This window comes from Parapedobacter luteus (assembly GCF_900168055.1).
Taxonomy (GTDB): Bacteria; Bacteroidota; Bacteroidia; order Sphingobacteriales; family Sphingobacteriaceae; genus Parapedobacter; species Parapedobacter luteus.
In genome coordinates this window covers 211,982-227,833 of sequence record NZ_FUYS01000002.1, presented here as the reverse complement: position 1 = coordinate 227,833, position 15,852 = coordinate 211,982, and the positions used below count along the sequence as shown (strand labels likewise).

The 15,852-nt window shown below is 46.7% G+C and carries 10 protein-coding genes, 1 other RNA gene and 1 riboswitch; of the genes, 4 read left to right on the top strand and 7 right to left on the bottom strand.

What is annotated here, in order from left to right; all coding sequences use genetic code 11:
• Positions 1-8: 8 nt before the first annotated feature.
• Complete coding sequence (locus B5X72_RS04100) at positions 9-704, bottom strand: ABC transporter ATP-binding protein (RefSeq protein ID WP_139378530.1); 696 nt, start codon at positions 702-704, stop codon at positions 9-11.
• A 242-nt stretch (positions 705-946) separates the two neighbouring features.
• Here B5X72_RS04100 and B5X72_RS04095 point away from each other — a divergent pair, with 242 nt between their 5' ends.
• A complete protein-coding gene (locus B5X72_RS04095; protein ID WP_079715998.1) occupies positions 947-3,763 on the top strand; it encodes an alpha/beta hydrolase family protein in 2,817 nt (938 codons plus the stop codon).
• Positions 3,764-4,026: 263 nt separating this feature from the next.
• Positions 4,027-6,213 (top strand): glutamine synthetase III family protein, encoded by a 2,187-nt coding sequence (locus B5X72_RS04090; protein ID WP_079715572.1) that lies wholly within the window; start codon positions 4,027-4,029, stop codon positions 6,211-6,213.
• A 23-nt stretch (positions 6,214-6,236) separates the two neighbouring features.
• On the opposite strand, the gene B5X72_RS04085 is transcribed toward B5X72_RS04090, so the two are convergent.
• A complete protein-coding gene (locus tag B5X72_RS04085; RefSeq protein WP_079715571.1) occupies positions 6,237-6,707 on the bottom strand; it encodes a DUF2721 domain-containing protein in 471 nt (156 codons plus the stop codon).
• Positions 6,708-6,812: 105 nt separating this feature from the next.
• Positions 6,813-6,928, top strand: a riboswitch (SAM riboswitch).
• Between the two features lie 251 nt (positions 6,929-7,179).
• On the opposite strand from B5X72_RS04085, the gene B5X72_RS04080 reads away from it, so the two are divergent.
• Both B5X72_RS04080 and B5X72_RS04075 read left to right on the top strand, forming a co-directional pair.
• Positions 7,180-8,484, top strand: coding sequence for an O-acetylhomoserine aminocarboxypropyltransferase/cysteine synthase family protein (locus B5X72_RS04080; RefSeq protein ID WP_079715570.1), 1,305 nt, complete (start codon positions 7,180-7,182; stop codon positions 8,482-8,484).
• A 132-nt stretch (positions 8,485-8,616) separates the two neighbouring features.
• The gene (locus B5X72_RS04075; RefSeq protein ID WP_079715569.1) at positions 8,617-9,798 is read left to right on the top strand and encodes a homoserine dehydrogenase; all 1,182 of its coding nucleotides are present in this window, start codon (positions 8,617-8,619) and stop codon (positions 9,796-9,798) included.
• A 325-nt stretch (positions 9,799-10,123) separates the two neighbouring features.
• Here the strand turns inward: B5X72_RS04075 and B5X72_RS04065 are convergent, their stop codons facing one another.
• The 5 genes from B5X72_RS04065 to B5X72_RS04045 all read right to left on the bottom strand — a co-directional run bounded on the left by B5X72_RS04065 (position 10,124) and on the right by B5X72_RS04045 (position 15,839).
• A complete protein-coding gene (locus B5X72_RS04065; protein ID WP_079715567.1) occupies positions 10,124-11,557 on the bottom strand; it encodes a sigma-54-dependent transcriptional regulator in 1,434 nt (477 codons plus the stop codon).
• A 100-nt stretch (positions 11,558-11,657) separates the two neighbouring features.
• An RNA gene (rnpB, locus tag B5X72_RS04060) (RNase P RNA component class A) lies at positions 11,658-12,060 on the bottom strand.
• An 87-nt stretch (positions 12,061-12,147) separates the two neighbouring features.
• On the bottom strand, positions 12,148-13,416 hold the full coding sequence (gene fucP, locus B5X72_RS04055) for an L-fucose:H+ symporter permease (protein ID WP_079715566.1): 1,269 nt from the start codon (positions 13,414-13,416) through the stop codon (positions 12,148-12,150).
• Positions 13,417-13,507: 91 nt separating this feature from the next.
• Entirely contained in the window at positions 13,508-14,620 is a 1,113-nt protein-coding gene (locus B5X72_RS04050) for a glycoside hydrolase family 76 protein (protein WP_079715565.1), read from the bottom strand.
• Positions 14,621-14,639: 19 nt separating this feature from the next.
• Positions 14,640-15,839 carry a BaiN/RdsA family NAD(P)/FAD-dependent oxidoreductase gene (locus tag B5X72_RS04045; protein ID WP_079715564.1) on the bottom strand — a complete coding sequence of 400 codons (1,200 nt, stop codon included), beginning with the start codon at positions 15,837-15,839 and terminating at the stop codon, positions 14,640-14,642.
• Positions 15,840-15,852 lie beyond the last annotated feature (13 nt).

The following is a 15,852-nucleotide window of genomic DNA, read 5'->3' as shown; positions in this document are numbered from 1 at the left end:
TGCATGGCTTACAACGCGTTGTCTTGTACAACAGTATCCGATACCACTGCGCCCCCTTTCATTCGGATGACACGTCGTGTTCTGGAAGCCAGATCCAAATCATGGGTAACGAGTATCAGGGTCGTTCCCATCTCTTTATTGAGGTTAAACAATAAATGTTCAATTGTCTCACTTGTATCGGCGTCCAGATTACCGGTCGGTTCATCAGCAAAAAGAATTTTAGGGGAGTTCGAAAATGCCCGCGCGATAGAAATACGCTGTTGCTCGCCTCCCGACAATTGCAATGGATAATGGTGCCCCCTGTTGGCCAACCCTACCCTATCCAACAGCTCAAGCGCTGTAGTCCGGCTGTTTCGTTGTCCACGCAGTTCGAGGGGAACCATTACATTTTCAAGCGCAGTCAACGTCGGGAGCAGTTGAAAATTCTGGAATACGAAGCCGACATGCTGATTGCGAACCCTCGCACGTTCATCTTCATTGAGGTCATCAAGGGGAATCCCGTTCAATACAATACTTCCGGTGCTCGCGCGGTCTAAACCTGCACATAGCCCAAGTAAAGTGGTTTTACCACTACCTGACGGGCCAACAATGGACAGCGTTGAACCCGCCTCTACTTCGAAATTGATATGTTGCAAAACCGTCAGCGATTTACCGCCGCTCTGATACGTCTTTCCGACGTTTTTTATACTTAAAATAATGGTCACGTACTCGCTAATTATTGATCGTTCTCTGTAAAAATAAACGATTTAACACCATAAAAGGAAATCCAAAACGAAAACAGGACTAAAAACCTTTGGTTTGACGCATTTTTGACGTTCTTGTTACGCTACAGAAATGACGGCAGTCAGCCCATCGAGTGATTTTATGTAAAAATGATATTACAGCCCCTTACAATAACATCTTTTTGTGCCAATATTGCACCATGAATACCCAACCCCACTTAACCATGCAAAAGATTGCTACCTTTTTTTTTCTACTTTTTGTCGCCGGTACAACGCTAGCGCAAAAAAAGCCCCTTGACCATAGCGTTTACGATGGCTGGCAAAGTATCAGTACATCTGCGATTTCTAAAAATGGCCAATTCATTTATTATATCATCAGTCCACAGGAGGGCGACGCGGAACTGGTTGTTACCACGCCCCAAAACCAGCCGTTGGGCCGCATACACAGGGCAGCCAACCCAAGTTTCTCGCCCGATGGCAAGTTCTTAATAGCTCAAATCAAGCCATTTTTCAAAGATACCCGCGAAGCAAAAATAAAAAAGAAGAAGCCCGATGAGATGCCGAAGGATTCGCTGGCCATTATGGCATTGGGAACAGCTGACGTATACAAGATACCAGCCGTAAAATCATATAAGACACCTGAAGAATCAGGCAATTATATCGCCTATATCAGCGAGCAGAACCCTGTGCGTCCGGATACGACGGCGGCAGACACCAGCAAAGCGGGCAAACCCGAACGCAAAAAGGCCCAGTCCGTTTTGCATATCCGGCACCTCACGGACGGCGAAGAAACAACCATTGAACGCGTTGAAACGTATTACTTCAGTAAAGACGGGCACGTACTGGTATACGTACGTACTGCCGCCGAAAAGGACAGCATTGGCACTGATGCGGGACTATACTATTATGATTTGGCCACCAAGACATCCAGACATATCAGCCGTGGCAAGGGTGTGTATAAAAATATAGCCTTCGATGAATCGGCCTCGCAATTGGCGTTTGTAGCCGATAAAAGTCCGGAAAAATCGCTTCAAAAAACGTTCAACTTATATTATTACACATCCGATCAGGACACGGCCGTAATCATTGCGCATCGGCAAACCGCCGGCATGCCGCAACATTGGAGTGTCAGTGGCGAAGGCAATGTACGGTTCAGCAAAAATGGGGCGAAGCTCTTTTTTGGCGTGGCTCCCATTCCTGCGGTCAAGGATACCACGTTGGTTGAGTTCGAACACGCCAAGGTAGATATCTGGCATTGGAAAGACGACTACTTGCAATCCCAGCAACTGGCTAACCTGCGCCGCGAACAAAATCGGAGTTACCTGGCGGTAACCTATCCCAAACAGGGGCGCAAGATCATCCCATTGGCAGACGAACAACTGCCGGACACCAGGCTTACGGAAGATGCTGATAATGAATTTGCACTTGCAACTACAGACGTAGGCAGACGCATTGAAACGCAATGGCAAACTGGATCATTCCAAGATATCTACGCAGTTTCCACCGTTGATGGAAGCCGAAAAAAAATAGCGGAAAACGTCAGGGGCTCCATCAGCCTTTCCCCTCAGGGCACCTATGCGGTATGGTTTAACCGTACTGATGGCAATTGGTACAGCCATGACATCCAACGCGGCCATACGGTGCAATTGAATACGGACGTACCTGTTAGTTTTGCAGATGAAGATAATGACGTACCCGATGAGCCCAATGGATATGGAATAGCCGGGTGGGATGAAGACGACAAGGAAGTCTTTATTTATGACAAATACGACATCTGGGCATTTCGCCCAGATGGCACCAAACGCCGGTTAGTCACGAACGGCGCAGGAAGGAGCAATCAGATCACCTTCCGTTATCAGGACTTAACAGACGGGCGGCCAAGCATGTTCAGACGGGGTGGCGCTGCTGTCATCGACGTAAAGAAACCTTGGATATTATCGGCTTTTAGCCACGTAACCAAAGAAAACGGCTGGTATACCACCGATGGCCGCAATAACCGTGATCCCAAAGCCATTGTCATCGGCCCATACCGATACGGTCAAATAAAAAGCGCGGAAGATACTGATTTATATGTTTATACAAAAGAAAATTACGTATCCCCGCCCGATCTCTATACATCTACCGATCTAATCAGGGAAACAAAACTCAGCAGCATCAATCCACAGCAACAACAATACAACTGGGGGACTGCTGAGTTGGTGAAATGGACCACTCCCAAAGGTTATGCTGCAGAGGGCATTCTTTATAAGCCCGAAGATTTTGATCCCAGCAAAAAATATCCCGTCATCGCGTATTTCTATGAGCGGTTGTCAAACGGGCTATACAGCTATATTCCGCCATCCCCTACACCTTCACGGCTCAATATTAGCTTCTTTGTAAGCAACGGCTACCTCGTCTTCGCTCCAGATATCCGGTATGAAATTGGCTATCCGGGGCAATCTGCCGAAGAATATGTAAACTCGGGCATGGAGGCCTTAAAAGCCCAGCCTTGGGTAGATGGTGAACACCTGGCCGTCCAAGGCCAAAGTTGGGGTGGGTACCAGGTCGCCCATCTCATTACACGCACCGACATGTATGCGGCGGCTTGGGCTGGCGCACCGGTTGTCAACATGACTTCGGCCTACGGTGGTATCCGTTGGGACAGCGGAATGAACCGGCAGTTTCAATATGAACGCACACAAAGCCGCATCGGTGCGACATTATGGGAAAACCCACAACTGTATATCGAAAATTCTCCCTTATTTCATTTACCCAATGTCATGACTCCTGTGGTCATCATGAGTAATGATGAAGACGGCGCAGTGCCCTGGTATCAAGGAATCGAAATGTTTACGGCATTACGCCGTTTACAGAAACCCGTTTGGATGCTCAATTACAACGGCGAAGCGCACAACCTTGTACAGCGGCAAAACCGTAAAGATATTCAGCGAAGACAACTGGAGTTTTTTGACCACTTCCTGAAAGGAAAGCCAGCAGCTCCTTGGATTGAAAAGGGTGTTCCTGCTGTATTAAAGGGTATCGATTGGGGCTTCGGCAAATAACGTCCACCACTCACGGATATTTACTTTTTTCATGATTCAGCGTCCAAAATCACTTGGTATTTTGGGCGCTTTCTTATGATCGGAAAAGCAACCTTATTATAAAATAAGCAATAGAAAAAAAGCAAGTCCGACAAATCTGCATAAAATGTTATTTTTATTTCCACTTTTAGTAAAAAAATAATGAAATGTCATTTTTTTTTTCGAATATTGGAGCAGAAAACAAAAAAACAACAAAGCGTATCAAACAAATAAACACAAATTAAATGTCAGGTTTGAGATTCAAGGCAGTTGAAACTGCCATATCCCGGTTAAACAACAACAAAATCTACGAAACGATTAAACCTTCTTCCTATTACTGCAAAAATGTTTTTACAACGGCGAAGATGAAGGAATATCTTCCTAAGAATGCCTATGCCGAGTTGGTAGAAACTATTGACGAAGGAAAAGCCATTAGCCTTGACCTCGCCGAGCACATTTCTCAGGCAATGAAAAGCTGGGCTATCAGCAATGGTGTAACACATTATACCCATTGGTTCCAGCCACTTACGGGCGCAACTGCCGAAAAACATGATGCGTTTTTCGAACCGCTTCCGGATGGTTCGGCTATCGACAAATTTACAGCAAGTGCTTTGGTACAACAAGAACCAGATGCTTCCAGTTTTCCAAGCGGTGGTATTCGTAATACATTCGAGGCAAGGGGCTATACAGGCTGGGATCCCTCTTCTCCCGCATTTATTTATGAAACTGGGGGCGGCAAAACACTTTGCATTCCTACCATCTTCGTATCGTATACCGGTGAGGCCTTGGATTACAAGGCACCGTTATTAAAAGCAGTCAATGCTTTGGATAAGGCGGCGGTGGACGTTGCCAATTTCTTCGATAAGTCCATAACCAAAGTCAATGCCTCCTTAGGGGTAGAGCAAGAGTATTTTCTCGTAGATTTGGCGTTGTTCAATGCCCGACCCGACTTACAACTTACTGGCCGCACGTTGTTTGGCCATATGTCTGCTAAAGGTCAGCAATTGGAGGATCATTACTTCGGTGCCATTCCTGAGCGGGTATTGGCCTTCATGGTGGATCTGGAGCAAGAAGCACTCAAATTGGGTATTCCGCTGAAGACCCGGCACAACGAAGTAGCCCCTTCACAGTTTGAATGTGCACCGATGTTTGAGGAAATCAACCTGGCTATTGATCACAACCAGCTATTACTCAATGTCATGGAGCAAGTAGCCCTACGGCATAAATTCAAGGTGTTGATCCACGAAAAACCTTATGCCGACATCAACGGCTCAGGCAAGCACAACAACTGGTCAATGATTACCAACACTGGGGTAAACCTGCTTTCTCCCGGCAAGACACCGAAAAACAATTTGATGTTCCTTTCGTTTTTCGTCAATGTCATCAAAGCGGTACATGACAATGCAGACCTCCTGCGCGCATCCATCGCAAGTGCCGCCAATGACCATCGCTTGGGTGCTAACGAGGCCCCACCTGCCATTATTTCCATCTTCCTTGGCAGCCAACTAAATGCTGTGCTTGACGAAGTAGAAACCGCAAGGGTAGCAAAGAAAGTCAAAAACGAAACGTTACTTTGGCATGGTATTCCCAAAATTCCTGAGCTGCAATTAGACAATACCGATCGGAATCGAACGTCGCCATTTGCGTTTACGGGAAACAAATTTGAGTTCAGGGCAGTCGGTTCGTCGGCAAACAGTGCCAGCCCGATGACCGTCCTCAGTGCTATCGTAGCAAACCAATTAATCGAATTCAAGTCGGAAGTTGACAAGCAAATCAAAAAAGGCACGAAGAAAGATTTGGCGCTGCTTAACGTTGTACGCAAATACATCAAAGAATCCAAAGCTATTCGTTTCGAAGGCAACGGATACAGCAAAGAATGGGAAGAAGAAGCGCATAAGCGGGGCCTTTCCAACATTAAGACGACGCCAAAAGCACTGGACGTTTACGTTAGCGAGAAATCACTCGAACTTTTTGAAAAACTTGGCGTACTAAGTAAGCGGGAGAGCAAGGCTCGCCACGAGATCTTACTGGAAAACTATTATAAGAAGATCCAGATTGAGGCACGGGTATATGGTGAAATTGTAAACAGTCTTATCGCTCCGGCCGCTTTTAACTATCAGAATGATCTGATAACCAATGTCAAAGGGCTAAAAGACATCGGATTAAAAGCGGATACTTATAATGCTCAAGTAGAGCTTATTGAGCGTATATCCACGCATGTCAATACCATTATTGCTGAAGCTGAGGCCATGCGCCAAGAACGCAAAAAAGCCAATGTATTGGAAGACACACGCGAAAAGGCCATAGCTTATGATGAAAATGTAAAACCTTATTTTGACAAAATCAGGTATCACATCAATAAACTTGAGCAGATAATTGACGACCGCAAGTGGCCATTGCCAAAACTTCGGGAGCTCCTTTTCGTAAGATAACTTACCTCCCTCTAAACTTAAATTTAGTGGCCCTCCGATTGAGGGCCACTTTTTTTCTTATCAAACTTTTTCTTGATGTAGTCGACCAGTGACCTGTCATCTCCTTCTTCCATATCGCTCAACTCCAGTTCCAGGGCTTTATTGCTGACCTGAATCTCAAGCAACGAAATAATGAGCGATATAGCAAAAAAAAGCAGGCTCAGCGCAAAGGTCAGCTCTGAGAAGTAGTTGTTTTCAATATAAATGCAGTACATGCAAACGATGCAGGCGACGAAGCTCAATACACCCATGGCCTGCATTTGCTTAATCAACTTCAACCGATACCGAAGATTCTGAATCTGTCCATGCAAAACACCGCTTTTATTGTGTTCAAGATATTTTGCATGCAGGCTGCGGACCAACGCAGCTAACGCCAAAAACCGATTGGTGTAAGCCAACATAATTAAACTGATTGCCGGAAATAGCAGCGCTGCTGTATTAAATGTAATATTCATTGGTACAAAAAAATCAAAAATACTTTGCACATACAAATCGCACAACCTATATTTGCAATCGATGTGTGCATGCACACACAAATCAATTCCTCTTCAAAAGGTCTTGGTTTATAAAGAAGTGGCGAGAGACTGGCTCAATGACCCACTGGCAACCATCTGAAGCGACGGAAAAGGTGCCAAATCCTGTCCCAACCAACATTGTTGTTGGGAGCATATAAATAAAAAGACAATGAACATGTATCCAACAAGCAGCAATCGTTATCCAGCCAATTGGACATCTGGGCATCAGACCGCCTCCCTTACCGTCATTCAAGCCATCCGAATGTGCAGCGGAACGATGTGTACATGCTGCTAATCCCGTACACGCAATAGGTATACAAGTTGCTGGCTAGCGCCCGCAGCGATACTGGTGTACCGTAGCGCATGCATCCTTTGTAATATCAGATTAATCCACAAATAAAAACAGCAGATTATGGCTAATGAAAATCTAAAATTTGAGACCTTGCAAGTACACGCTGGCCAAGAAATCGACCCCACTACGGGTTCGCGTGCGGTACCCATCTATCAAACCACGTCGTATGTATTCAATAGTGCGGCACACGGCGCGAATCTATTTGCCCTGAAAGAATTTGGCAACATATACACACGGATTATGAACCCAACCACTGATGTGTTTGAAAAGCGCATCGCTGCGTTGGAAGGCGGAGTGGCCGCATTGGCTGTTGCGTCAGGACAAGCCGCTCAATTCATCGCATTGACCAACATATTAGAAACCGGTGATAATTTTGTCAGCGGCGCAAACCTATATGGTGGCACATTCAATCAGTTCAAGGTATCCTTCAAACGATTAGGCATAGAAGCACGATTTGCAAAAGACGACGCTCCAGAGAATATCGAGGCGCTCATCGATGACAATACCAAAGCGATTTATGTAGAAACGATCGGCAATCCGAGCTACAGCATTCCAGACTTTGAGCGGATTTCGAGTATCGCGCAAAAATACGATTTACCACTCATTGTAGATAACACATTCGGCGCAGCCGGCTACCTTTTCAAACCATTGGAACATGGTGCACATGTTGTGGTTGAGTCGGCCACTAAATGGATTGGCGGCCATGGCAACAGCATCGGCGGCGTAATTGTTGATGGAGGAAACTACAACTGGGGAAATGGCAAATACAAGCAATTCAGCGAGCCGTCTGAAGGCTACCATGGCTTGGTATTCAGTGACGTGTTCGGCGTGGGCGGCCCATTCGGGAATATTCAATTTGCTATTCGTGCACGTGTGGAAGGGCTTCGGGATTATGGCCCCGCGCTTTCGCCGTTCAATGCCTTTCTGTTATTACAAGGCCTGGAAACACTTTCGCTACGCGTACAACGCCACGTAGACAACGCCCTTGAAGTAGCCAAATGGCTTGAAAGCCACCCACAGGTTGAGCGGGTAAGCTATCCGGGCTTAAAAAATCATCCACACCATAACAACGCCCAAAAGTATCTAAAAAATGGTTTCGGCAGCGTATTGTCATTTATCATCAAAGGAGGTGCGGATAAGGCCAATGCATTCATCGATGCCCTGCAATTGATAAGCCATCTGGCAAATGTTGGCGATGCGAAAACATTAATCATACACCCTGCAGCCACCACACATCAGCAATTGAGTGAAGCTGACCAGCTGAACGCCGGCGTATTTCCTGGTTTACTCCGTATTTCTGTGGGTATCGAACACATTGACGATATCAAAGCCGATCTGCAACAGGCATTTGATAAGATTAGGTAACCCCGATCACTAAGCAGCAAACAAACACAATGCATGTTACATATATTGACAAATTCCAGAACATTTAACTTGAAAGTGGAGCGCACGTTGCCACGTTAGCTGAGCCAGACATTAAATAACGTAACAGTAAACATGAACAACAAACTTACCTTGGGGATTTTCGGTTTTGGTGTAGTGGGGCAAGGGCTGCACGATATCATCAAAACCAAAAATCTCAACCTTGCAATCAAACGATTCGTCATCAAACACCCTGAAAAGAAACGCACATTACCCGCCGAACTGTTTACCACCGATGCCAACGCCGTGCTGGACGACCCGGAAATCAATACTGTTGTAGAGCTTATCGACGATGCGGAGGCTGCCTTCGATATCGTGTCCAGCGCCCTCCGGTCGGGGAAAAACGTCGTTTCTGCCAATAAAAAAATGATCGCAACCCACTTAGCTGATTTGATAGCCATCCAGCAGGAGTATGGCACAAGTTTGCTATATGAAGGGGCGGTATGCGGAAGCATTCCCATTATCAGGAACCTCGAAGAGTACTATGACAATGAACTGCTCCATGCAGTGACGGGTATCTTCAATGGTTCATCCAACTATATTTTATCTAAAATATTTAACGAAAATCTGGCATATGCTACGGCGTTGAAACAAGCTCAGGACCTCGGTTTTGCAGAGACTGATCCTACATTGGACGTCGGTGGGTACGATCCAAAATTTAAGCTGGCTATTGTAGCATCGCATGCTTACGGCCTTTATATCGCCCCGGAAGCGATTTTGAATATCGGAATAGACAAGCTTAGCGCATCCGATATCCAATTCGCCAAAGAAAAGAATTTCAAAATCAAATTGGTCCCTACAGCGCGGGAAATCAATGATAAATCTGTCATTTTATATGTGTTGCCAAAGCTGATTCCTCGCGACAACATATTGTATGGCGTAGAGAACGAATACAACGGTGTGCTGGTTAAAGCCGCATTCGCCGATGAGCAATTTTTCTATGGCAAAGGCGCCGGCGGCCATCCAACGGGATCCGCCGTACTATCCGACATAGCGGCTTTGCGGTATGGTTATAAATACGAGTACAAAAAACACATTGATGCCAACGGGCTTGCTTACAGCACGGATTGGGAAATAGAAGTCTACCTACGTTACAAAGAGGAGAGCTTTATTGAACATCTCAAGTTCACTTCGATCAGCGAGCGCTATTATGCCCAGGACTTTAAATATATTATAGGAAAAGTTAATCTGAGCAATATCCTAAAAAATCGGGATATTATCGATAGAGAAGGGTATTTTCTCGCCGAGATAGCGTAGCAAGCCAGGTATTTGATAAAAAAGTAAAAATAATAAAACATAAGCTTCGGTTGTGCATTTAAATATATATATTGCTTTAAAAATCCTGATATTATGCACAGTATTGCTGCCTTATTACTTTTTTTATTGACAAACTCCGCTAATATTGCGTTCGCCCAGCAGCACGATACGGTCCAGGAAACCGCATGGCAAACTTATGGCTATATCGTATTAGGCGCGATCGTGCTCATTATAGTCGTAGTGGTTTTGATTCGGAGACAGTATCGGAAGTTCAATGAATGAACAGATGGGATTGCCCACGGCCTGGTGCCGTGGGCATGAAAACCTAAGCTTCTCTTTTTAAGCCGTATTTTTCTATCTTGCTATAAAGGTGGCTACGTTGTATGTCGATTTCGTCCGCGGTCTTTGACACGTTCCAGCCATTCTTTTCCAGCTTATATTTAATATATTCCTTCTCTGTATAGTCCTTGAAATCCTGAAAGGAAGAGAAATCGTCATAGTGGTTGGCAGAAACACTGTGGGATGTAGCGACGACAGCGGGCTTCGCTTCGATGGTAGGCTCCGTCTTGATTGGAGCAACAGGCGATGCTTCAGAAAAAGAGCCTGGATTAGCAAATGCCCGCACATCGTGGTCTGTAACGGATTTATCACTGAGGATAATCAGACGCTCCACCATATTACGGAGCTCACGGATATTTCCCGTCCATGGTAACGCTTTCAGTGCTTCCATGGCCTCTTCAGTTATCTGTTTCACCGGCATGTTGTATTCTGCACAAATCTCCTCACAGAAATGCTTTGCCAATACGGGAATGTCATCTTTTCGCTCAGTCAAGGGCGGCACATGAATAATGATTACACTCAGCCGGTGATACAAGTCCATACGGAAGTTGCCTGCATCGATTTCTTTAAGCAAGTCCTTGTTGGTAGCAGCAATTACCCGTACGTTTACAGCAATTTCTTTCTCACCACCCACCCGCGTAATTTTGTTTTCCTGCAGGGCCCTAAGCACTTTGGCCTGTGCCGAAAGACTCATGTCTCCGATCTCATCCAAAAAAAGCGTTCCGTTGTGTGCTTGTTCAAACTTTCCAATACGTTGTTTAACAGCCGACGTAAACGACCCTTTTTCGTGCCCGAACAGTTCGCTTTCAATAAGTTCCGACGGGATAGCGGCGCAATTCACTTCAATAAGCGGCGCATTTGCACGAGGCGACTTTTCATGCAGCCAACGAGCCACAAGTTCTTTGCCGCTGCCATTCGCACCCGTCACTAACACCCTGGCATCTGTTGGAGCCACACGTTCAATAGTTTCTTTGATGCGTTGAATAGCACTCGAATCGCCAAGAATATCCCGTGTCTTACTTACTTTCCGTTTCAGCACTTTGGTCTCGGTAACCAGGGTACCGCGCTCCAACGCATTGCGGACTGTAATAAGCAACCGATTAAGATCTGGCGGTTTGGATATAAAGTCGTACGCCCCTTTCTTGCTAGCTTCGACGGCTGTTTCAATTGTACCGTGGCCGGAGATCATGATAAAAGGCAGATCCGGTTTGATTGTCAGCGCTTCAGTAAGCACCTCCATGCCGTCCATCTTGCTCATCTTGATGTCACAGAGCACCAGGTCTACATCTTCCCTCTTGATGATGTCCAGACCGTCGATTCCATTATCCGTGTCGATTACCTTGTAATCCTCGTATTCAAGGATTTCCCTTAATGTACTTCGAATCGCTCTTTCGTCGTCAATGATTAATATCTTGGTCATATTTTGTATTGGGTATAGCGTATTGCGTACCGGATACACAAATAAAAGTATTCTTCCATTTTGCTGTCCTCCAAATACACTTTTCCCTCCGCATATATCAAAAAAAGCAAACCCTGTAAGCCGGATTCTGTATCCCAATAGCCTGCTACAGCAGGTGCATGGGACTTCTATCATTTATCTAGGCTTGCCATCACTGGCAAGCTCCAGCGGCCTACCCGTTGCGGTTCCCATGAGGGATGGAAGCGAGCAACCTCCTAATCTCCGCAACCTATTTGGCCTTTCAACCCCCGGGGTTTACCGCGATGCGTGTCACCACGCAAAGCCGTGGGCTCTTACCCCACGTTTTCACCCTTACCTATGCCGAAACACAGGCGGTTTTTTTTCTGTGGCACTTTCCGTATTCCGGCCATCGCCGAAACCCTTCCCGTTAGGAAGCGGGGTGCTCTACGTTGTCCGGACTTTCCTCCCCGGCATCCGGCCGGAGCGATAGAACAGGTTTGCTACCCTGCAAAGGTAAGCAATAAGTCACGAATTTGGAAGTGCAGCATATCCGTGCGGCTGCCGAGCTTTTTTACGTAAGAACACAGGCTCTATGTACTTGTTTTATAAAACTTCGCTCCAAAAAGGAAAATCACGAAGTAGCAGATGATGGGTAAGTAATAGGCAACGGCAACGTCATAATCAGCAACCCGCCCCATAATAAACGGAAAAATAGCCGCTCCTACGACCCCCATCACAATGAAGGAGGACGCTTGTTGTGTATGCGGCCCAAGATTCTTGAGGCCAAGGCTGAAGATCGTGGGAAACATGATACTGAAAAAGAAATTAAGCATCAGCAACGCAATGAACGACGGCCATCCCCAGCTCTGTGCAATAATTAGGCACATGACGATATTGCATGCGGCAAATGCAGCTAATAACTTATTGGGAGCTATATACTTCATCAGGAATGTGCCCACAAACCGGCCGATGGTCATCATGACCATACTCGTGGCAAAATAATAACCGGCTAATTCATCGGACAGTCCCATTTTCTCATGCCCATAGTTGATGAAAAACGCCCATGTACCTCCTTGCGCGGCAGCATTGAAAAATTGCGCTATAAATGCCCAGATAAAATGGCGATGCAGGAATAAACCTTTTTTAGCCGGCATAGGTGCTGTCTCCTGTGCCGTGCCATGTACATTCCCGCCTTCAAATGGTAGCGCTGGAATGCGCAACAAGCTAAACATGATGGCAACAAGGACAATGACTACACCAATCCCTACATAAAGCATCTTGACTGATGTCAAGCTCCCTGCTTCGCCGATATTACCGCTTAATATAAAATAACTTCCCAGCGTTGGACCGATGATGGTTCCGAGTCCGTTGAAGGATTGCGCAAAATTAATGCGCCTGTCACTCGATGCTTGATCACCCAACGAAGCAATAAATGGATGCGCGACCGTTTCCAAAGTGGCCAATCCGCACGCTAATATAAATAATGCTACACGGAAAAAGGTAAAGGACTCCGCATCAGCAGCCGGAACAAACAAGAAGGCGCCCGCAGCGTACAAAGCCAAGCCAAGCAATACACCCGATTTGTATCCAAACCGCTTCATGAAGAGACCGGCCGGAATGCCCATCACGGCGTATGCGCCGAAAATTGAAAACTGTACAAGACCTGACTCAGCCCTCGACACGCCAAGTACGTTCTGGAAATGTTTATTCAATACATCACCCATGGTGATGGCGATACCCCAAAGTAAAAATAACAGCGTGACAAAGCCAAATACGAGCCAATATTTACGTTCGGTAAGCTTAGATGTTTGGTTAGCTGGCAACTCCTGACTGCCAGATTTCGACAATAAATTTCCCATGCAATTTTAAGGTTAAATCAGCTCGGTCAAAGCCATAACGCATTACGACCTGCCAAATATATAAACCGTTTTAGCTATCCGAAAGAAAAAGCTAATTATTTTTTCTTCCGAGGTAAGCTTGGGCCTCTATCAACATCAAGCCGCTTAATTGAGCGGACAGGTCCACCACACCATGGTGCAATCTATTCCAATCTGGCCCTACCAACAGTTGCGGTCTTATTAATGCTTGGCCCGCCACGGCCGACGCGTTTGCACCGATAAATTGGACATATTCATCCCGTTTACCTGCCGGTACAACCGTATCTTGGGCAAGTCGCGCAAGGTAGCGAACAAAAATACCTTTAAATAATCCTCCATCGCCCTGCCCCTCATAACGAAGTATACCATTGGGCGAAATGACGCTGCTTTTGAGCGATGCATCCGCAGTGCAGCGGGCATCATCCAGATAAGTTCGCTTGTTGGTCACCTCATAAAGCGCATGAGCAGCTCCCAAAAAGACACCTTGGTTATAAGTAAAAAGCCAATCTTTGTCAATGCGGCCATCCCCCTGCCGGTTAATGCCATCCCATACCACTCCGGATACCGGATCCACGAGTGTGGCTTTCAGCCAGTCATAGAGAGCGATAGCTGTCTGAAGATCCGATGCTCGTCCAAAATGCTGGTATAGCCGGCATGCCAGTATAATTGCCGGCGCATTTGCCGGTGTATTTTTATAGGCTCGTTGGTCTTTCCGCCATGCCACACCACCGCCTTGATGCGGGTTGATACCCGTTTGGATATCAGACCAAAGAATATTTACGGCATCGAGAAACACGGGATCTCCTCCGGCTTCATACGCTCTTAAGCTCGCCAACGCCAGCCACAGCATATCGTCGTAAAACACATTCGGGTATCGGCTGCCGTTGGTTTCATGCATTCCGCTCAACAGCCGTTTTGCCCGTATAAGATACGTACTGTCTTTTGTACGCAAAAAGCCATCCACCAGCACATCGAGGGCATGCGCATTCCACCAATAGTGGAACGTGGTGTCTCCCGCGTTGTCTTGAATGTAATAATTGCCATTAGCGGATAGATAGGTCGTGTAGGTGGATTGCTGCAGCGAATCTGCCAGCGCAGCCCAGTAGTCAATACCACGGTTTTCCGCTCCTTGCTTCGAGCAAGTCAAAAGATGCCCAACAAGTATCAAAGATTTCAAAAACATCATGACGATATAATTTTTTTTATCAAATTGCTTGCGCGATCACATATCCACTTGCCCAAGCCCACTGAAAATTGTACCCCCCCAGCCATCCCGTCATGTCTACGCATTCGCCGCCGAAATACAATCCGGCTACTTTCTTTGCTTCCAAGGTTTGCGGGTTCAATTCGTCTACGGCCACTCCACCGCGCATTACCTCTGCCTTGTCGTACCCCTTGTCGCCCGCTGGCCTTACGACGAACCGATGGATCGTTTCTGCGATCCGCTTGGAATCTGTCTTTCCCAATGACGCGATTTTTGTATCGATCGGCAGAAATCTACCGAACGCTTCCACCAGCCTACGGGAGTAGAAATTGCCGAGCACTTGCGAAACTAACCGCCTCCCTCCTGCCTCCCGTTCATCCTTTATCAATCGTTCGATGGAGAAATGGGGCAACAAATCGATTGCAATGGTCTCGCCTGGCCGCCAGTACGATGAAATCTGCAATATCGCCGGACCGCTTAGTCCCCAATGGGTAAATAGTATATTCTCTTCAAAGCTGATGCGTTCATTGGCGACGCGGCAGAAAACGCTGTTGCCCGAAAGCGAAGCAAACCATTCGGCATTTTTTCCCGTAATGGCCAACGGCACCAACGCTGGAGCTACAGGCACGATGTCCAAGCCAAACTGGCGTGCAGTACGCAATGCAAAGTCACTGGCTCCCAACTTTGCCACCGGCAGCCCCCCGCTCGCGATGACCACCGCCTTCGCTTTCGCTTGTTTCAGCTTCCCCTCATGTTCATAGCTTACCTCAAACATGCCGTCCGGTGTTCTGGCAACGGATAGGACCTGACTATTCAGGTTCAGCGCCTGCCCGTGCCGTTGAATCAATCTGGCGAAAGCCCGTACCACATCTTTGGCGCTATCACTTACGGGAAAAAGCTGGCCCAGTTTTTTCTCCTTCCCGATAATTCCCTGCTGTTCAAAAAAGGCAACGGTATCGGCCACCGTCCACCTCGCAAACACTTGATCGGCGAATGCCGGATTGGCCGACACAAAGTTCGCCGCCGATGTATGTAAGTTGGTATAGTTGCACCGCCCCCCACCTGATATGAGTATCTTCGCCCCCGGACGGTCATTACGTTCCAATACCAATGTATGCCTGCCACGCATGCCCGCTTGTACGGCGCACATCAAGCCGCAAGCCCCACCACCGACAATAATGGCATCGTATTGTTTATCCACAAGCAATTGTAAG